18 protein-coding genes and 1 pseudogene are annotated in these 19723 nt (G+C 53.6%); 2 read left to right on the forward strand and 17 right to left on the reverse strand.

Annotated elements, in window-relative coordinates; all coding sequences use genetic code 11:
- Positions 1-28: 28 nt before the first annotated feature.
- From lipB to leuS, 11 genes are all read right to left on the reverse strand, one after another.
- The gene (gene lipB, locus ACQGXV_RS24815) at positions 29-724 is read right to left on the reverse strand and encodes a lipoyl(octanoyl) transferase LipB (RefSeq protein WP_440867599.1); all 696 of its coding nucleotides are present in this window, start codon (positions 722-724) and stop codon (positions 29-31) included.
- Between the two features lie 107 nt (positions 725-831).
- Complete coding sequence (ybeD, locus tag ACQGXV_RS24820; RefSeq protein WP_252319101.1) at positions 832-1095, reverse strand: DUF493 family protein YbeD; 264 nt, start codon at positions 1093-1095, stop codon at positions 832-834.
- A gap of 135 nt (positions 1096-1230) precedes the next feature.
- Positions 1231-2442 carry a D-alanyl-D-alanine carboxypeptidase DacA gene (gene dacA, locus ACQGXV_RS24825; protein ID WP_440863513.1) on the reverse strand — a complete coding sequence of 404 codons (1212 nt, stop codon included), beginning with the start codon at positions 2440-2442 and terminating at the stop codon, positions 1231-1233.
- A 166-nt stretch (positions 2443-2608) separates the two neighbouring features.
- The gene (rlpA, locus tag ACQGXV_RS24830) at positions 2609-3715 is read right to left on the reverse strand and encodes an endolytic peptidoglycan transglycosylase RlpA (RefSeq protein WP_440863514.1); all 1107 of its coding nucleotides are present in this window, start codon (positions 3713-3715) and stop codon (positions 2609-2611) included.
- A 14-nt stretch (positions 3716-3729) separates the two neighbouring features.
- Positions 3730-4842 (reverse strand): peptidoglycan glycosyltransferase MrdB, encoded by a 1113-nt coding sequence (mrdB, locus tag ACQGXV_RS24835; RefSeq protein ID WP_440863515.1) that lies wholly within the window; start codon positions 4840-4842, stop codon positions 3730-3732.
- Positions 4843-4850: 8 nt separating this feature from the next.
- The gene (gene mrdA / locus ACQGXV_RS24840) at positions 4851-6755 is read right to left on the reverse strand and encodes a peptidoglycan DD-transpeptidase MrdA (RefSeq protein ID WP_440863516.1); all 1905 of its coding nucleotides are present in this window, start codon (positions 6753-6755) and stop codon (positions 4851-4853) included.
- A gap of 34 nt (positions 6756-6789) precedes the next feature.
- Positions 6790-7338: a 23S rRNA (pseudouridine(1915)-N(3))-methyltransferase RlmH gene (rlmH, locus tag ACQGXV_RS24845; RefSeq protein WP_440863517.1), complete on the reverse strand. Its 549-nt coding sequence runs from the start codon at positions 7336-7338 to the stop codon at positions 6790-6792.
- A gap of 319 nt (positions 7339-7657) precedes the next feature.
- On the reverse strand, positions 7658-8314 hold the full coding sequence (nadD, locus tag ACQGXV_RS24850; RefSeq protein ID WP_440863518.1) for a nicotinate-nucleotide adenylyltransferase: 657 nt from the start codon (positions 8312-8314) through the stop codon (positions 7658-7660).
- On the reverse strand, positions 8307-9344 hold the full coding sequence (gene holA, locus ACQGXV_RS24855) for a DNA polymerase III subunit delta (protein WP_440863519.1): 1038 nt from the start codon (positions 9342-9344) through the stop codon (positions 8307-8309). Before holA ends, nadD begins: the two co-directional genes overlap by 8 nt.
- Positions 9341-9898 (reverse strand): LPS assembly lipoprotein LptE, encoded by a 558-nt coding sequence (gene lptE, locus ACQGXV_RS24860; RefSeq protein ID WP_440863520.1) that lies wholly within the window; start codon positions 9896-9898, stop codon positions 9341-9343. The genes holA and lptE overlap by 4 nt, the downstream gene beginning before the upstream one ends.
- Before the next feature lie 14 nt (positions 9899-9912).
- Entirely contained in the window at positions 9913-12495 is a 2583-nt protein-coding gene (gene leuS / locus ACQGXV_RS24865; RefSeq protein ID WP_440863521.1) for a leucine--tRNA ligase, read from the reverse strand.
- Positions 12496-13186: 691 nt separating this feature from the next.
- Here leuS and ACQGXV_RS24870 point away from each other — a divergent pair.
- A complete protein-coding gene (locus ACQGXV_RS24870; RefSeq protein WP_440863522.1) occupies positions 13187-14206 on the forward strand; it encodes an IS110 family transposase in 1020 nt (339 codons plus the stop codon).
- Between the two features lie 152 nt (positions 14207-14358).
- Here ACQGXV_RS24870 and ACQGXV_RS24875 read toward each other — a convergent pair whose 3' ends face one another.
- Together ACQGXV_RS24875 and ACQGXV_RS24880 are read right to left on the reverse strand one after the other, a co-directional pair.
- Positions 14359-15225 carry an IS3 family transposase gene (locus ACQGXV_RS24875; RefSeq protein WP_440863523.1) on the reverse strand — a complete coding sequence of 289 codons (867 nt, stop codon included), beginning with the start codon at positions 15223-15225 and terminating at the stop codon, positions 14359-14361.
- On the reverse strand, positions 15219-15497 hold the full coding sequence (locus ACQGXV_RS24880) for a transposase (protein WP_440863524.1): 279 nt from the start codon (positions 15495-15497) through the stop codon (positions 15219-15221). Before ACQGXV_RS24880 ends, ACQGXV_RS24875 begins: the two co-directional genes overlap by 7 nt.
- Positions 15498-15699: 202 nt before the next feature.
- On the opposite strand from ACQGXV_RS24880, the pseudogene ACQGXV_RS24885 reads away from it, so the two are divergent.
- Positions 15700-16185 (forward strand): annotated as a pseudogene (locus tag ACQGXV_RS24885) (zinc ribbon-containing protein).
- A gap of 82 nt (positions 16186-16267) precedes the next feature.
- On the opposite strand, the gene ACQGXV_RS24890 reads toward ACQGXV_RS24885, so the two are convergent.
- From ACQGXV_RS24890 to ACQGXV_RS24905, 4 genes are all read right to left on the reverse strand, one after another.
- Positions 16268-16993 carry an amino acid ABC transporter ATP-binding protein gene (locus ACQGXV_RS24890; RefSeq protein ID WP_440863525.1) on the reverse strand — a complete coding sequence of 242 codons (726 nt, stop codon included), beginning with the start codon at positions 16991-16993 and terminating at the stop codon, positions 16268-16270.
- Positions 16990-17667: a glutamate/aspartate ABC transporter permease GltK gene (gene gltK / locus ACQGXV_RS24895; RefSeq protein WP_440863526.1), complete on the reverse strand. Its 678-nt coding sequence runs from the start codon at positions 17665-17667 to the stop codon at positions 16990-16992. The genes ACQGXV_RS24890 and gltK overlap by 4 nt, the downstream gene beginning before the upstream one ends.
- Entirely contained in the window at positions 17667-18407 is a 741-nt protein-coding gene (locus ACQGXV_RS24900; protein WP_440863527.1) for an amino acid ABC transporter permease, read from the reverse strand. Before ACQGXV_RS24900 ends, gltK begins: the two co-directional genes overlap by 1 nt.
- A 212-nt stretch (positions 18408-18619) precedes the next feature.
- Positions 18620-19519 carry an amino acid ABC transporter substrate-binding protein gene (locus ACQGXV_RS24905; RefSeq protein ID WP_440863528.1) on the reverse strand — a complete coding sequence of 300 codons (900 nt, stop codon included), beginning with the start codon at positions 19517-19519 and terminating at the stop codon, positions 18620-18622.
- Positions 19520-19723 lie beyond the last annotated feature (204 nt).

The raw sequence follows: 19723 nt of genomic DNA on the forward strand, positions 1-19723 counted from the left end.
CGATAGGCATAAAACCAATGGCGCTTTCTCACGCCAATCTATTGCGCGGTGTAGGCGCACCCTGAGTGGCCCAATCCCATACCAGCGGCGCTTGTTGCGTGTAACCAAGCTGTTGCATAAAGGTGGTTATCAATACTGGTGCTACATCTGCCACTGTCACAGCGGGTGCTTGCTGGCTGACCTGTGTCATCACCATACCCGCATAGCCGCACGGGTTAATGCGCAAGAACGGCGTCAGGTCCATGTTGATGTTAAGTGCCAGTCCATGAAAAGAGCAGCCTTTGCGAATACGCAGACCGAGTGAACAGATTTTTGATTCTTGCACATACACACCTGGCGCATCGGCGCGGGCATGAGCGACGATGCCGCACTGAGCCAGCGTACCGACCACGGTATTTTCAATTGCGGTGACCAGCTCTCGCACACCCACTTTTCTGCGCTTTAAATCCACCAGCACATACATCACTTGCTGACCCGGCCCATGATAGGTCACCTGACCGCCGCGATCGCTTTGGATCACCGGAATATCGCCTGTAGTGAGCAGATGCTCTGCCTTGCCTGCCTGGCCTTGAGTAAAAACGGGAGGGTGCTGCACCAACCAAAGCTCATCAGCGCTCTGTGTGTCACGCGAATCGGTAAACTGATGCATCGCCAATGAGACTGGCTCATAGGGTTGTACGCCAAGCTGACGTACGATGATCTTATCCTGTAGCAACATCGTGATCTTCAGGTTAAGGAAAACAATGGAGCCGATTATAGTCGCGGTAAGCGCTAGCGAACAGCACTGAAACACATTTTCCCGCGATTATCCGGCCGGGCAGGGGCATGCCCTTACAGCACGACGCGCACGATATCGATAGCGCCCAGCTCTTCATAGAGCGTCTCGACTTGCTCAATGTGCGTGGCGGTAATGGTGATGGAAACCGAATGGTAATTACCTTTGCTGCTCGGTTTGACCTGTGGGCTATAGTCGCCCGGCGCATGGCGTTGCACCACTTCGACAACGCGGTCTACCAATTCTGGCTGCGCGTGTCCCATCACCCGGTAGGTGAATGAGCAGGGAAATTCGAGCAGTTCATTGAGTTTGGTTTTCATGTGTTCTCCAGATGGATCGGTGCCCATGCTGATCGTCGCTGTTTGATAGCGTTTGGTTCAACATAAAGTATAACTCCCGCCGCAGCGGGAGTTATCATCTCTGAATATGGGGCCAAAAATGGCTAACCCAAGGGCTTAGCCCAACCAGCGATGGAGTATCAGGCGAATGTAGTCAAACAGGCGACCAAAAATGCCCCCTTCTTTCACTTCATTCATTACGACCAGCGGACGCTGCTCAATGGTTTTACCATCCAACTGGAAGTTGATGGTGCCGACCACCTGGTTCTTGCTCAGCGGTGCGTGCAGTTCCGTGTTATTGAGCACGTAGCTGGCTTTCAGATCTTTCATCCGGCCGCGCGGAATGGTGAGGTAGGCATCTTTTTCCACGCTCAGGGACACTCTGTCGCTGTCACCGAACCAGACGGGCTCAGACGCAAACTCTTTGCCCGCTTTCAGCGGTGCAACGGTTTCAAAGAAACGGAAACCCCAGGTGAGCAATTTTTTGCTCTCGGTTTCGCGGCCTTTGAAGGTGCGTCCGCCCATCACTACTGAGATCAAACGCATTTGACCTTCAGTGGCCGAGGCAACCAGATTGTAACCTGCCGCATTGGTGTGGCCGGTTTTGATGCCGTCGACGGCCAGGCTGCTGTCCCACAGCAGGCCATTACGGTTGGTCTGCTTGATGTTGTTAAAGGTGAACTCTCTTTCTTTATAAATGGCGTACTCATCCGGCACATCGCGAATCAGTGCCTGACCAATCAGCGCCATATCGCGCGCGGAGCTGTGCTGCCCCGGCGCATCCAGGCCGTGCACGGTCTGGAACGTGGTGTTCTGCAAACCCAATGCTTTCACATAGTTATTCATCAGGCTAACGAAGGCACCCTGGCTACCCGCCACGTAGTCTGCCATCGCAACGCAGGCATCATTACCCGATTGCAGAATGATGCCACGGCTGAGTTGTGAGACCGGTACGCGATCGCCCGGTTTCAGGAACATCAGCGACGATCCCTGAAAGGTTGGGTTGCCGGTTGCCCAGGCGTCTTTACCGACGGTCACGATGTCATTCTGCGTGATCTTGCCGGATTTCAGTGCCTGTCCGATAACATAACTGGTCATCATTTTGGTCAGGCTGGCGGGATCCCGGCGCGCATCGGCATTCATTTCCGCCAACACTTTGTCAGAGTTGTAATCAATCAGGATGTACGACTCGGCGTCGATTTGTGGTACGCCGGGGATCATCGTCTTGAGATTGACGTCTTCCGCATGGGCCGTTGTGGCAACGCTGACGGCAAGCAGCGTGCCCAGCGCTGTACCTAAGGTGAAACGAGACGTGATAACAATATTCATGATTGGAACTACAACATCCGTTGAGTGAAGTTAAAAACGAGCAGTACTATAGCAGATGCGTTATAGCGCGGCACCAGACATTCCGTTACGTGATTTTGCTAAAGCAGAATGGCGTAACAACCCCATGTTCGCACGTTAACAGGTGGCGGACAGTGGCGAGAGAGGATTATTGCGCGTCTGCCGCTGTGATAAAGGCGTGCTGCTGCGCTTCTGTTGCCAAACGTTGCTGAAGGTCAGTGGCCTGTTGGCGGTTTTGAAAAGGGCCAAGCTGAACGCGATACAACCCGTTGCTAGGCGTCACTTTCCCCGTCACGCGGAAACGTTCGCTCAGGCTCTTCAGCCAGGTTTGCGCGCGCTGTGGGTCGCTCAACGCCCCAACTTGCACCAGATAGCGTCCGTTACTGTTGCCAAGGGGTGTCGCTGCGGGGGTCACAGCAAGTGGGAGCGCTGTCGTGGCTGCAGGTTCGCTGGTTGTGGGCGTAGCGGCATGGGTATCTTCCAATACGCCAGAACGCAGGGCCGTCGGGGCACCCAAAAACCCGCTTTGGCGTGCACTGGTGCTGCTGGCGGGCATGTCGCCGTTAATGTGTTCGCTGAGAGCACTGTTGTTGACGGGCCTGCTGGCAATGGCTGTCGGCGCGCTGGTTTCCATCATCGGCGTACCCAATCCGCTGGCACCGAGGTTGGGGCGATCGGGCAAGGCGAAACTCTGTTTGGCAACGGCGGTCCCAATGGTGCCTGGCCCGGACAGCGTGCCATCCGGCGCTACCACAATCGCTTCAACTTTCACTTTGGTGTTATTGGATATATTGAGGCGATCGCCAGCCGCCTTGGACAGATCGATGATTCTGCCCGGAGTATACGGGCCGCGATCGTTCACGCGCACCACCAAACGGCGGCCGTTGCTCAGGTTTGTCACGCGGACATAGCTGGGTAATGGCAGCGTCGGGTGCGCAGCGGTAATGGCATTGGGATCGAAGATTTCGCCGATAGAGGTACGATTACCGTTGGCTTCAGCGCCATACCAGGTTGCCAGACCGACCTCGGAGAAGTTCTGCGCATTCTGGACAACCTTGTAGGTTTTGCCCTTGATGGTGTAATCCTGCAACGTGCTCGGATTATAGGGCTCATAGCGCGGCTCGGCTCCGCCAATCTCTTCCACCGGACCGTTATAAGCCGTGGTCGGCGTGATCGGTGCTCGCGGGGCTTCCGTGGTGGTACAGGCTGCAAGCATCAAGGTGACGATGCCGATCCAAAGCCAGTCCTTACGCATGTGTTTACCTCATTTTATAAGTTTTTCGAGAGCATCTTACGGTGCGTGTGGATTGACATCACGATGCCAAATCCTGCCATCAACACCACCAACGCCGAGCCGCCGTAACTGATAAGCGGGAGCGGTACCCCAACCACGGGCAATATGCCACTCACCATACCGATGTTAACAAAAACATAGACAAACAGAATGAGAATCAGGCCGCCGACCATCACTCGGCCAAACGAGGTCTGGGCATTGGCGGCAATGACCAGGCCGCGCATGATGACAAACAGATACATGGCGATCAGAATCAGCACCCCAATCAATCCCAACTCCTCTGCCAGTACGGCAAAAATAAAGTCGGTATGGCGTTCTGGCAGAAATTCGAGCTGTGACTGGGTGCCTTGTAACCACCCTTTACCCGACAAGCCTCCGGAGCCGATAGCAATCTTGGACTGAATAATATGGTAGCCTGCACCCAGCGGATCGCTTTCTGGATCGAGCAGCATCATCACACGGGCGCGTTGGTAATCGTGCATCAGGAAGAACCAGAGCACGGGAATAAACGCTGCAAGCAACACCAGCGCCACGGCGATCAGCCGCCAGCTCATACCCGCGAGAAAAAGCACAAACAGGCCGGATGCCGCGACCAGAATCGACGTGCCCAGATCGGGTTGTGCCGCCACCAGCAGGGTCGGCAAAAAGATTAATACCAGAGCAATCCCGGTATTTTTCAGCGACGGTGGGCACATATCACGGTTGATAAAACGAGCCACCATTAGCGGCACGGCAATTTTGGCAATTTCTGACGGCTGAAAACGCACAAAGCCAAGATCGAGCCAGCGCTGTGCGCCCTTACTGATCTGGCCGAACACATCCACCATGATCAGCAGAATGACACACACGATATAGAGATAGGGTGCCCAGCCTTCGTAAACGCGCGGCGGAATTTGCGCCATGACGATCATCACGGCAAGCCCAATGGCTATCTGTGCCGCTTTACGCTCCATCATGCCGATGTCCTGGCCGCTGGCGCTCCACATCACGAATAAACTGTACCCCAGCAGCACCAGAATACAGAGCAGGAAGGGTAGGTCGATATGAGTCTTGGTCCAGATCGACCTTTTTTGTTGGCTTTCAGTCATGGCGGCGGTTACTCGCTTTCAGAACCGGGTGCGCTCGGTGGCGCATCGGGCAATTCGGTGTTGTTATCGCCCAGAATAATGTGGTCGAGCATTTGGCGTACCAAGGCGCTGATCGCAGGGCCAGCGCCGCCATTCTCCAAAACGATTGAGATGGCAATCTTGGGATTGTTATAGGGGGCAAATGCCGTCAGCAGTTTGTGGTCGCGCAGGTGTTCGGCGATTTTATGTGCATTGTAGGTCTCATTTTCTTTCAGGCCAAATACCTGCGCTGTACCGGTTTTTGCCGCGATCTTATACGGCGCATCGGCGAAAAATTTATGCGCAGTACCGTTCTGACGGTTAGCAACCCCGTACATCCCGTCTTTGGCGATTTCCCAATAGCTGGCGCGCACATCGCTAAGCCGCGACGCTTCTTGTTGACGATAAGGTACAATGACGCCGCTATTGCGCGCGATATAAAGCAAATGCGGGGTTTTCACGTTGCCATCGTTGATAAGCGTCGTCAGTGCTTTCGCCATTTGAATCGGCGTGGCAATCCAGTAGCCTTGGCCGATGCCGACCGGAATGGTATCCCCTTGATACCAAGGGCGTTTGAAGCGTTTTTGCTTCCATTCGCGCGTGGGCATATTTCCGGAACGCTCTTCCGCCAGGTCGATACCGGTGTATTCGCCGTAGCCGAACTTGTTCATCCATTCAGCCAGGCGATCGATACCCATGTCATAAGCGACCTGATAAAAGAAGGTATCCGCAGATTCTTCCAGCGATTTGGTCACATTCAAGCGGCCATGGCCCCATTTTTTCCAGTCGCGGAACCGTTTTTCTGAACCCGGCAGCTGCCACCAGCCGGGATCGAACAGCGAGGTGGTGGGCGTAATGACATTGGCGCTTAACGCAGAGGCGGCAATATAGGGTTTCACCGTTGAAGCCGGAGGATACAGCCCTTGCGTGGCACGGTTGATCAGCGGCTTGTTGGGATCATTAAGCAGTGCGCGATAATCTTTGGTCGAGATACCATCAACGAACAGGTTGGGATCGTAACTCGGCGTGGAAACCAGTGCGCGCAGGCCACCATCGCGTGGATCGATAATCACCACCGCAGCCCGGCTGCCTTCCAGCAGTTTTTCAACGTAGATTTGCAGGTTGAGATCGATAGTGAGGTAGATGTCCTGGCCTGCCTGCGGTGGCTGCTCGTGTAACTGACGGATAACACGTCCACGGTTATTGACTTCCACCTCTTCATAACCGGGTTTACCGTGCAAAATATCTTCGTAATAGAGCTCAATACCCAGTTTGCCAATGTCGCGCGTGGCGGCGTAATCGGCAATTTTTTCTTCTTTGCTCAGTCGCTCTACGTATTTATCGTTGATTTTTGAGACGTATCCGAGGACATGGGTGAGGGCTGAACCATACGGGTAATAACGGCGTTGATAACCTTTGACTTCCACACCGGGAAAACGGTACTGGTTGACGGCAAAACGGGCAACATCAACGTCGCTTAGGGCGGTTTTGACTGGAATGGAGGTGAAGCGGCGTGAGCGTTTACGTTCTTTCTCGAAGTTTTCCAGATCATCATCAGTGAGATTGACGATGGGTTTCAGCGCAGCCAACGTATCTTGCAGGTTATCAACTTTGTCTGGCACCAGTTCAAGCTGGTAAATGATACGGTTGAGCGCCAGTGGAATACCGTTGCGATCGTAAATAATGCCGCGGCTGGGCGCGATGGGCACCAGTTTGATGCGGTTTGCGTTTGAACGTGTGCGGTAGTCATCAACGCGCACCACTTGTAAATGGTACAGATTGGTCACCAGCACGCCGGAAAGCAGCAAAATGCCGATGAACGCCACTAAAGCACGACGTACGAAAAGGGCTGATTCCGCCGAATAATCACGAAAGGGTTTATGTTCTGTTTTCATCCGGCAACTATTTCGTGTGTTTCATCGTACAGTCTTACTCTCTATGGTAAGGGTGATTGGTGGTGATGCTCCACGCCCGATACAGGCTCTCGGCCACCAATACGCGCACCAGCGGGTGCGGCAGCGTTAACGGTGACAGCGACCAGCTTTGCTCCGCTGCCGCTTTGCACGCGGGGGCCAGCCCTTCTGGGCCGCCAATCAGCAGGCTGACGTCGCGCCCGTCCTGCTTCCAGCGTTCCAACTGGCTGGCAAGCTGCGGGGTTTCCCACGGTGTACCGGGAATATCCAACGTCACAATATGGTTACCTTTGCCCACTGCTGCCAGCATCAGTTCACCTTCTCGCTCGAGAATGCGTTTGATATCCGCATTCTTCCCCCGTTTACCGGCAGGGATCTCCGTGAGCTCTAAGGGCATATCTTTGGGAAAACGCCGCAGATAATCTGAAAAACCTGTCTGCACCCAGTCTGCACTTTGCTGCCCTTCCACTCCCAGCGGGATCATCCCAGCGGCGCGCGAGGCTTGTACCACATGGTCGGCGATAGAAGAGACGTGACGGCTGGATGTCCCGGTGCAGATAATCATTCAGTCGGTAATGCTGTATTTGCCACGCACGTTCAGCGCAACGATATCCTGGCCTTTTAAATCATCTATTTTATCAATAACAAAATTTTGGAGTGCTTGGCCTTGCAAAGGTTCCTCCTGCCTGGCGGTTCATCCGGAGAAATGTGCTCCGGCGGGATAAAAAAGATTGCGTGTTTATGCGTGACGCCCCGCTGGTGTTTCAGGGTATTAACGACCCATTTGGTGGCGTAGACAATGCGTTTTACGGTTTTTTACTGGATTGAAAAATCAGCGGCGGAGTATAGCATGCCCGGTGAAAGAGTGGTACGTGAGAAGCGGGTTAACGGTATAAGTCGTGAGCATCCATAAAATGCAGCACTGCAGGTGGAACCAAGTCGTCACAGGGTTCACCCTTTTGGCGGCGCTGGCGAATATCGGTGGCAGAAACGGTGACCAGCGGCGTATGCGCCAGATAGATCAATCCGTGCGGTTGCGCGTGGAGGGCGGCTGCATGTCCAGCGCTGTGCGCTTCCAGCCACGCATGCTGCTCTGGCGTGTCCAGCGTGGTGCGGTAACCAGGGCGGGCGCAGACTAGCAGATGACAGACGTTGAGCAGATCGCGCCCACGATGCCAGGTGTGCAAGGTGAGCAGCGAATCCTGTCCGATGATAAACGCTAACGGCTGGTCATCGCCCATTTCGCCACGGAGCGTTTCCAGCGTATCGATAGTGTAGGACGGTGTCACACGCTGCAATTCACGGTCATCCACGCTGAATAACGGCGTCTCGGCGATGGCGAGTTCCACCATGCGTTTTCGCTGTTGCGCGGTGGCTTCTGGTTGTTCGCGATGGGGCGGTACGTTATTGGGCATCAGCGTGATGCGCGTTACGCCTATTTCATCCGCCAACGCGGTGACTGGGCGTACATGGCCATAATGAATCGGGTCAAAAGTGCCGCCGAAATAGGCGATCAATTTAGCGGGTGTTGCGCTAGTCATCGGCGTTGACCATTCCCGGCGCAAGCGCTTTGCCGCACAATAACAGTGTCAGCGTTTGCATTTCTGGCCAGATGGATTGGCCATAATCCTGTTTGAGCGTCAGTTCCAATCGCGTCAGCAGGTGCATAGCCTGTTGCAACTGGCGTCCATTGAGCCGTTGAAGTGCCTGAGTGAGCAGAGTACGTCGATTTTGCCACACCTTATGCTGATCAAACAGGGTGCGTAACGGTGTCGTCGCCATGTTGCGTTGTAAGGTTACCAACAGCGTCAATTCACGTTGCAGTGTGCGTAGCAGAATCACGGGTTCGCTGTCTTCTGCTTGTAACTGTTGCAACACATGCCAGGCGCGTTTGCTTTTACCTGCCAGCACGGCATCCAGCCAGTGAAACGGCGTGAAATGTGCGGCATCGTTTACCGCCTGCTCAACCCGTGGCAGCGTGAGCTTGCCGTCAGGATAGAGCAGTGACAGACGTTCCAGCGCCTGCATCAACGCCAGAAGATTGCCTTCATAGCAGTAACACAGCAGTTGCGTGGCGGCATCATCCAGTTGCAGTTTGCATTGCTTGGCGCGTTGCGCCACCCAGCGCGGTAATTGCGCCTGTTCTGGTGTTAAACAGTTGATGATTACGCCGTTTTGTGACAGAGATTTATACCAGGCGCTGTTTTCTTGCGCTTTGGTAAGTTTGCTGCCGCGTAGAATAGGCAAGGCGTCCTGATGCAGCAGCCCAGCCAATTTGACCAGATTTTCTGCCATGGCCGCGTTGGGGCCGTTTTCCGGCAGTTGCAGCAACAGGCTCTGCCGAGAAGCGAACAGGCTGAGTGCCTGACAAACGCTGAAAATAGCATCCCAATCGGTGCTTTGATCGAGTGTGAAGCTGAAATGCTCGGTGAAGCCCTGCTCACGCGCGCGATGGCGCAGCGTATCCAGACTTTCCTGCAACAACAGTGGGTCGTTGCCAAACAGCAGATAGCAAGCGCGCAGCCCTTCATTGAGCTGCGCGGCAAGCTGTTCCGGATAGATACGGATCATGAACGCCCGTTGTTAGCGCTAATGGCGGCGGCACGTTGCTGACGTTTTTTCACCTCATCACTGCCATTGATGGTCACAAGTTTACGCACTAACTGCTCGGCAGCCTGACGGCGCATCTCCTTACGTATAATGTCCTGCTCGGCGTCTTTTGCCAACGCGGCGAGCGGGTTATCAAAGAAGGTGCGGAACACCGTGACCGAGAGTGGATAAATATCCTCACCCGGCAGCAGTAGCTGCGCATGAACGGTCAGTACCAACTGATACTCTGCGGTGGTCCCATCCTGGAAAATAGAGACAGTGTCTCTGGTTTCCGTGGCGTCGAGAATACGCAGGGACGCGATATCCTGACGCGCAGCGTTTTCTTCGATTCGTACATCACTGGCACGCAACTGATCGCGAATGGCTCGGGTCAACGGACCAAAGGGATCGTTACTGGTCAGCGTTAATACCTTCAATTCGCTCGGCAGTTGTGTGGTGCCACGCAGATGAAAACCGCAGCCGGCGGTGACCAACACCGCCAACCCCAGCAACAACGTGAATAAACGATGTCGCATAGTGCCTCCTTGGCTTAACCGACAACCAGGTTAAGCAGTTTGCCCGGAACGTAAATGACTTTACGTACTGTAACGCCTTCCAGGTATTTTGCCACCAGATGTTTCTGTGCGGCACGTGCCTGAACCTGCTCTTGCGTGGCATCGGCGGCAACGGTAATTCTACCGCGCACCTTGCCGTTCACTTGCACCACGACCAGCTTGGAGTCTTCCACCATGGCTTCTTCATCGGCGATAGGCCACGGAGCCGTGTCGATATCGCCATTGCCGCCCAGCGCCTGCCACAGCGTGAAGCAGGCGTGCGGTGTGAACGGATACAGCATGCGCACCACGGCCAACAGTGCTTCCTGGGTCAGCGCGCGATCCTGCTCGCTCTGTTGCGGCGCTTTGGCCAGCTTGTTCATCAGTTCCATCACGGCGGCGATAGCCGTGTTGAACGTCTGGCGGCGACCAATATCATCGGTGACTTTAGCGATGGTTTTATGCAGATCGCGACGCAGTGCTTTTTGGCCTTCCGTCAGCGAGGTCACATCCAGCGCATGGGTAGCGCCTTTCTCCGTGTGGTCGTACACCTGTTTCCACACGCGTTTGAGAAAGCGGTTAGCCCCTTCAACGCCTGATTCCTGCCATTCCAGCGTCATTTCTGCCGGAGAGGCGAACATCATGAACAGACGCACGGTGTCGGCACCGTATTTCTCTACCATCACCTGCGGGTCGATACCGTTGTTCTTCGATTTCGACATCTTGCTCATCCCGGCATACACCATTTCGCGACCTTCTGCATCGAAGGCTTTCAGGATGCGCCCTTTGTCATCGCGTTCCACGTTGACGTCAGACGGTGATACCCAGATACGTTCGCCGTTGTTGCCGGTGTAATAGAAGGCATCAGCCAGCACCATACCCTGACACAACAAACGCTTGGCGGGTTCATCGGAGGTGACAAGACCAGCATCACGCATCAGCTTGTGGAAGAAACGGAAATACATCAGGTGCATGATGGCGTGTTCGATGCCGCCTACATATTGATCGACCGGCAGCCAGTAGTTGGCCGCCGCCGGATCGAGCATACCCTGATCGTATTGTGGGCAGGTGTAACGCGCGTAGTACCAGGAGGATTCCATAAAGGTATCGAAGGTATCTGTTTCACGCAGCGCAGGCTGACCGTTGACGGTGGTTTTCGCCCAGTAGGGTTCGGCCTTGATGGGGCTGGTAATGCCATCCATCACCACGTCTTCCGGCAGAATCACCGGCAGTTGATCTTCGGGTGTCGGGATAACAGTGCCATCTTCCAACGTCACCATCGGGATCGGTGCACCCCAGTAACGCTGACGGGAAACACCCCAATCGCGTAGGCGATAGTTGACTTTGCGTGCGCCAACGCCGAGTGCGACCAGCTTGTCAGCAATGGCGTTAAAGCCCGCCTCGTGATCCAGACCGCTGAATTCGCCTGAGTTGAACAGGGCGCCTTTCTCGGTCATGGCTTGTGCTGAGATATCGGGTTCGCTGCCGTCCAGGTTCAGGATAACGGGTTTGATCGTTAACTGATATTTTGTGGCAAATTCCCAGTCGCGTTGGTCGTGGCCCGGAACGGCCATCACCGCGCTAGTGCCGTAATCCATCAGCACGAAGTTGGCTGCCCACACGGGCAGTTTGTCGCCGGTCAGTGGATGCACCACGAACAGGCCTGTTGCCATGCCCTTTTTCTCCATGGTCGCCATATCTGCTTCGGCAACTTTGGTGTTGCGGCATTCATCGATAAACGCGGTCAACGCCGGGTTAGTGGCGGCGGCGCGCAGCGCTAGCGGATGTGCCGCAGCTACAGCGACATAGGTGGCACCGATAAAGGTATCCGGACGCGTGGTGTAGACGGTCAACTTGTCAGCGCTGTCTGCCACGTCAAAGGTGATTTCCACCCCTTCAGAGCGGCCAATCCAGTTGCGCTGCATGGTTTTGATCTGCTCCGGCCAGCTTTCCAGCGTGTCCAGATCGTTGAGCAACTGATCGGCGTAATCGGTGATTTTTATAAACCACTGCGGGATCTCTTTGCGCTCTACTTTGCTGTCACAGCGCCAGCAGCAGCCATCGATAACCTGTTCGTTGGCCAGCACCGTCTGATCGTTCGGGCACCAGTTCACCGCTGAGGTCTTTTTGTAGACCAAACCTTTTTCATACAGCTTGGTGAAGAACCACTGTTCCCAGCGGTAGTAATCGGGTTTGCAGGTGGCGACTTCACGATCCCAGTCATAGCCAAAGCCCAACAGCTTCAACTGGTTTTTCATGTAATCAATGTTGGCATAGGTCCAGGGGGCCGGTGCGGTGTTGTTTTTTACCGCAGCGCCTTCCGCCGGCAAGCCGAAAGCGTCCCACCCGATCGGTTGCAGGACGTTTTTCCCCAACATACGTTGGTAGCGGGAAATAACGTCACCGATGGTGTAATTACGTACGTGCCCCATGTGTAGGCGGCCAGAAGGGTAGGGGAGCATGGAAAGGCAGTAGTACTTTTCCTTGCCGGGCTCTTCGGTCACTTTAAACGTTTTGTTTTCTTGCCAGTGAAGCTGGACGCGAGTTTCTATCTCTTCTGGGCGGTATTGCTCTTGCATGGCAGCCAGGGGTCCTATTGAGTAAAGAAGCGCTACACCCGTAGCGTATTCCGATTCATCATAATGATCCGCATAGCATAGCTGATAAGCAGCGCTGGCAACAACCGTCTCTGCACCCTAAGCGCCGATTTATACCCGTCATACTTCACGTTGCAGGTGCGTTGGCTACACGCGTTATTCAGCCCATCCTTGGGCCTCACCGCTTACGAGGCGGCCGCACGCGGCATTCAAATCTGCTCCCGGCAGATTTGTCACTCGAATCACTTACCTGAGTAGGCGATTCAGGATGAATGAAACTCATCCCTGAGGTTCACCCTACGGGCCAGCGCAGGCGCTGTTCAAATTGGTTCCAGACAAATTTGTCTTTCCCTTGCCGCCTTGCTGCAACTCGAATTATTCAGGGTATACGGATGCAAGCCGCAAAGTTGGTAAAAAGTGGGGCAAAGCGAAGTGATGAGCAAGAATAGTGTTTAAAACCGTCTAAAATAGAGAGGGATAGCTAAACAGGTATCGTCATTGCCCCGTCAATGTTAATCAATCCGCGTAATCAGGAGAATGAGATGAACGCATCCCACACATTTGAGAGCAGCGAAGGGTTCGGCAGGTAAGGTGTGGATCCTCGCAGACTTCCGGCATCATTGTGCCCAACACGGGATGCATAAAGCTCCCTGATAACTGGAGGATCCACGACATGAAATATACCCCTGTTGGCGTCGATATCGCAAAACATCTGATGCAGGTTCACTTCATTAATGAACATACCGGTGAAGTCATCGATAAACAGATAAAGCGCGACGCGCTGCTGGAATACTTCAGCAATCGGGAGCCTTGCCTGATTGGCATGGAAGCTTGCGGCGGTTCCCAGTACTGGGCGCGGGAGCTGGAAAAACTGGGGCATAAGGTCAGACTACTCCAGGGCAAATTCGTCAAGGCCTTCGTGATGGGCAATAAAAATGACGTGATGGATGCCCGTGCTATCTGGATGGCGGTCCAGCAGCCAGCTAAAGCCGTTGCCGTCAAAACTGAGGAACAGCAGGCAGTACTGTCGCTGCACAAAATGCGCCGCCAGTTAGTGAAGTTCCGCACCGCGCAAATCAACGCGCTGCACGTATTGCTGTTGGAGTTCGGCGAAACTGTGCGTAAAGGCCGGGCGTCACTGGACAAGGCGATGCCAGAGGTGCTTGAGCGACTTAAGGAAAAACTGCCACCGTTCCTGATCTACCAGTTTGAAGACCAGCATCGGCGCCTCAATGACCTGGATATGCAGATAGAGGGTATCGAAAAACAGCTTGCCACTTGGGCGAAACAGAATGAGGTCTGTCGGCGGATTATGGACATTCCAGGTGTTGGCCCACTGGTTGCCACCGCAGCAGTTACCATCATGGGAGATGCGGGAGCCTTCCGATCAGGACGGGAGTTCGCAGCCTACATCGGCTTGGTGCCAAAGCAAACAGGCACCGGCGGCAAAGTGAGGCTTCTGGGCATCAGTAAACGCGGCGTTGCTTATCTGCGGACGCTGTTTATCCACGGAGCCAGTGCTGCGACGCTGCTGGCGAAAGAGCCGAACCCGTGGGTTACGGAGCTGCTGAAAAGACGGACAACCAGCGTTGCGGTGGTGGGGATGGCTAACAAGATAGCGCGCACGGTGTGGGCCCTGGTGGCACATAGCCGAACTTACGACAAAAAACACGTCAGTGTCAGGCCGTTCTGAACGACAGATACTGGCAAAACATTAACTCTTTTAATAGAAGGGTGAATGCTGAAAGGTTGCTAGGGCAGCCGTAGTGATGACAACGACAGGTAAGACCGTGACTCACTAAACCTGAATGGGGTGTTGAGCTTAAAGTGCACTGGTCAAGTAAATCAGGACACTTTTTTCTCAGCCATTTGTTCATAACGCACCGGAGACAGATCCCCGTTAGCGGCATGATGCCTGTGTAGGTTGTAGTAGCGGATATACGTCGCCACATCCTGCTCCATGTAAGCCCGTGTTGGCTGGGGTACCAGCAGCAACCATTCATGTTTCAAACTGCCCCAGAAGCGCTCCATCACCGCATTATCCCAGCAGGCACCCACGTCTCCCATACTGCTCCTCAGCCTGTAGCTGCTCAGCAGCGCCTGAAAGCGTTGTCCCGTGTACTGCGCCCCACTGTCCGTATGCACCACCAGGCCCGGCGGGGGAGTTCGCAGGTTATATGCCTTCATCAGGGCCACGCAGACCAGCGATGAGGTCATCCGTCTGTCCACCTGCCAGCCCACTATCTGCCGGGAGTACAAATCCATAATAGCCGCCAGATACAGCCAGCCTTCACCGGTCTTCAGATACGTGATGTCACTCGCCCACACCTGATTTGGCCCCGGCGGGTTAAAATTCTGGTTCAGCAGGTTTGGGGTCACCTCTGCACCCGGGCGGGGTTTTGTCGTGACCTTATAAGTCCGGCGCTGTCGGCAGACCAGCCCCTCTTCCTGCATGAGTTTCCTCACCCGCCAGCGGCTGATTATGATGCCTTCTCCACGAAGACTTTTGACCAGCGTCCGGCTTACTGCTCCCTGTCTGCTGGCGGCGAACAGCGCCTTTAACCTGACCCGGACCTCCACGTCTTTTTGCAGCGGTTCGGCGGGCTTTTTTCGCCATGCATACCAGGCAGAGGCCGTCACACGCATGACCCGACAGAGTGTACGAACGCTGAAGTCAGTGGCATTGTCGAGAATGAACCGGTATCTCACCACATATGTTTCGCGAAGAAGGCACTCGCCTTTTTTAGTATCTCCTTCTCTGTACGTAACTCTTTGTTTTCCTTTTGTAACCGTTTTAACTCTGCACGTTCATCATCGCTGAGTACGCCGTTGCTCTGCTCGCGTGCCAGCGAGACCCATGTATGCAGGGTTTTGTTGCTTATGCCCAGCGATGCTGCTGCCCTGGCTATCGTATAGCCCTGCTCTGTTACCAGGGCAACGGCTTCCTTTTTAAACTCAGGGGTAAATTGTCGTTTATGGTTCACTAAACACCTCCGTTTTGGATGTAAGTTTAGTGTCCTGATTATTCAACCACTACAAAGCTCGCCAGTAGAATGAGGTGTGAGTCAGCGAATCTCATCGATGCCCGCAGCAGCGGCTGCAACAAGGCCGAATATAGAGCTGCAACCTACCGTCAATGTCAACACCACGAATGCTTTGCAAACGGGATGCGTTCATATAGGCACCATGAACAAGAAAGCTCGGCATTATCGTGCGCTGATGTCTTCCATCATGACGCGTTTAAGCGCCGGTGAACGCGATCTGACGCAGATGCTTCAACACGCCAGAGAGAGCTTGCACGACAGCGAAGACCTCACCCACCGCGAACGCGAAGACATTATTCAGTCCGTAGAGCGCGATTTGGCTGAATTTGCTCAGCGTTACACGGACAGCTAGGAAGAGGATTTATCCGATAGCGTGTTTCTGCGTGTCATCAAGGAGAGTCTGTGGCAAGAGTTGGTGGATATCACGGATAAAACCCAGCTGGAATGGCAAGCGCTGTTTAAAGATGTCAGCCATCACGGCGTTTACCACAGTGGTGAAGTGGTCGGATTGGGAAATTTGGTGTGCGAAAACTGCCATCACCATGTGGCATTTTATACGCCGGAAGTGCTGCCTCGTTGCCCGAAGTGCGAGCACGATCAGTTTCAGCGTCAACCTTTTCAGCCCTGACGGGGTAGCTTAAGAGAAGTACGTTCCCGCTTGCGCGGGAACGAGAGACGCAGCGCCTGATGTCGCGATGCTGGATGATGGTTTAGTGCAGGATCTTCGCCAGAAAATCTTTGGCACGATCGGATTTAGGATTGTTAAAGAACTCGTCTTTTGGCGTATCTTCCACTATCTTGCCTTCATCCATGAAGATGACGCGGTGTGCTACTTTGCGCGCAAAGCCCATTTCGTGGGTAACGACCATCATCGTCATGCCTTCGTGCGCCAACTCAACCATGACATCCAGTACTTCGTTGATCATTTCCGGATCGAGCGCAGAAGTCGGTTCATCAAACAGCATGGCTACCGGATCCATGCAGAGTGCGCGCGCAATGGCGACACGCTGCTGCTGCCCGCCGGAAAGCTGGCCGGGAAACTTGTTAGCGTGCGCGGACAACCCCACGCGATTGAGCAACTTGGTGGCCTTTTCACGCGCGGCCTCTTTGTCACGCTTAAGCACTTTCACCTGCGCCAACGTCAGGTTCTCAATGATGGAAAGGTGGGGAAACAGTTCAAAATGTTGAAACACCATGCCCACTTTGGAACGCAATTGCGCCAGATTGGTTTTCTTGTCGTTAACCGAGATGCCGTTAACGTAAATCTGACCTTGCTGCACGGGTTCAAGGACGTTAACGGTTTTGATCAACGTGGATTTCCCCGAGCCTGATGGCCCACATACCACGACCACTTCACCTTTCTTCACTTCTGTTGAACAATCGGAGAGCACCTGAAAGTGACCATACCATTTGGAAACGTTTTTTAGAGTAATCATCGAACAGTCCTTCTTTTCAGGTAACTGACCAGCATTGATGCGCTAATGCTGATAACGAAATAAACCAACCCGGCAAACAGCACCATTTCCACCTGGGTTCCGTCACGCTCGCCAATGGTTGACGCGGTGCGGAAGAAGTCAGCCAGGCTCAGGACGTACACCATCGAGGTGTCCTGAAACAGAACGATCCCTTGCGTCAGGAGCAATGGGACCATGGCGCGAAACGCCTGCGGCAGGATCACCAGCTTCATGGATTGCCACTGTGTCATGCCGAGCGCCAACGCAGCGGATGATTGTCCGCGTGAAATGCTGAGTATGCCCGCACGGATAATTTCAGAGTAGTAGGCGGCTTCAAACAGCGAAAAGGCTACCATAGCGGAGATCAGACGAATATCCGTTTTTGGTGATAGCCCAAGCACATTTTGTAATAAGCTAGGAACCACAAGGTAGAACCACAGCAATACCATCACCAACGGGATGGAACGGAAGATGTTGACATAGCCTTTGGCAAACCAGCGAATCGGGGCGATAGGTGACAGCCTCATTACCGCCAGAATGGTTCCCCACAGGATGCCAAACACCACGGCAATCACCGTGATTTTCAGTGTGACCACTAGCCCTTGCAGCAGGTAGGGCATGCTTGGCGCAATTGAGCTCCAGTCAAATTCGTACATTATTTACTCCCCATATTGCCGGGCAAACGGGTCTTTTTCTCAACCACTTGCATAATCAGCATGATAATGGCGTTAATCGCGACATACGCCAGCGTGATGGCGGTAAACGACTCATAGGCGTGCGCAGAGTAATCCAGCAACTTGTTCGCCTGTGCCGCCATGTCTACCAGCCCGATAGTCGAGGCGATGGCTGAGTTTTTCACCATGTTGAGCATTTCAGACGTCAGGGGCGGTACGATAATACGATACGCATTGGGCAGCAGAACGTAACGGTAGGTCTGCGGCAGCGTCAGCCCCATGGCAAGTGCAGCGGCTTTCTGACCGCGCGGCAGTGATTGGATACCTGCGCGAACCTGCTCGCAGACGCGAGCCGCGGTAAACAGACCCAAGCAGACCATGGAGGAGAAGAAAAACTGAATGTTGGGATCCAGCTCCGCTTTAAACCACATGCCGATATTTTGCGGCAGTAATTCGGGAACCACCAGATACCAGGCAAAAAATTGGACGATAAGCGGAACGTTACGGAACATTTCCACATAGCAGGTGCCGAGACCTGACAGAAACCGGTTGGGTACGGTGCGCAAAATGCCGAAAACAGAGCCGACAACGAATGCAATGATCCAGGCGCAAATGGACAAAGCCACAGTGACCTGTAACCCAGACCAAATCCACCCAAGATAAGTGGTATTACCGAATGGGGCGGCTTGTAAAAAAATACCCCAGTTCCAATCTATAGACATAGCAAACTCCGGTAAAAAAAGGGTAGCAGAGCTACCCTGAAGATTGATGAGTGGCGATAATCCATTGGTGAAAGGGCAGTGCGGTTAATCAACACCTGAGATTCCACCGTGTGGGCCGGGACGCCAGACGGGGAACGACCGTCTGACGCCTGTCTGTCCAGCCACGAGTCAACAATCGAGGGCAAGCTGTCTGCCCTTGTTTTCACTTGTTGTTAGTTTAATGCTTTATCGTTAGGGGCTTTGAACAGCGCCTTCATATCTGCTGACAAATCGAAGTTCATGTTGAGATCTTTAGGCGGAATTGGCTGTTTGAACCAGCGATCAAAGGATTTTTCCGCTTCACCGGAGGTTTGCAACGTCGCGATGGTGTCATCAACCAGTTTTTTGAACTGCGGGTCGTCTTTGCGCAGCATACAGCCATAAGCTTCTTCGGATTGTGCAGTACCGACGATCACCCAGTCGCCCTGTTGTTTGGCTTTGGCGCGTTCACCAGCCAGCAACGCATCATCCATCATAAAGGCAACGGCACGGCCGGTTTCCATGGTGCGGAAGGCATCGCCATGGTCTTTGGCACTGATGATACGCATATCCAGTTTTTTCTCTTCGTTCAGCTTATTCAGCAATTTCTCAGAGGTGGTGCCGGAGGTAACAACCACGGTTTTGCCTGCCAGATCCGGGAAGTCTTTAATACCGGAGTCTTTTTTAGTCAGCAGACGCGTACCGACGATAAAGATGGTATTGGAGAAAGCCGCTTGCTGCTGGCGTTCCAAGTTGTTGGTGGTGGAACCACATTCAAAATCAAAGGTGTCGTTTTGCAGCAACGGGATACGGTTCTGAGACGTGATCGGGATCAGTTTGACCTGAAGATCGGCAACGCCAATTTTCGCTTTCACCGCATCGACAATTTTGTTCGAATAATCCTGAGAGTAACCAACTACTTTCTGCTGGTTGTCATAGTAGGAAAATGGCACGGAAGACTCACGGTGGCCTACAACGATGACGCCATTGTCTTTGATTTTTTTGAGCGTCCCCGTTAATTCTTCTGCATGAGCCAGGCTGCTTGCGGCTGTACCAATCAGAAGCAGTGACAGTGCCAGTTTACGCATTTGCATGTTGTAACTCCTTTGCTGTTGTGATGACGGCAGTCGCTATGACGCTAAGGCGGTTGCGAATTCAATCATGTCGATAGAGCGCTCTCTCGGATGAGACAGGGTATGCACCATAAAAGAGCGAGTACTTGCCTTTATCTTTAAAAAATAGCCGATTGTGAACAAAATGAAATAAATTTGTTTGTCTTTTGAGAACTCAACTGCACT

The organism is Symbiopectobacterium purcellii (genome assembly GCF_052050035.1).
GTDB lineage: Bacteria > Pseudomonadota > Gammaproteobacteria > Enterobacterales > Enterobacteriaceae > Symbiopectobacterium > Symbiopectobacterium purcellii_A.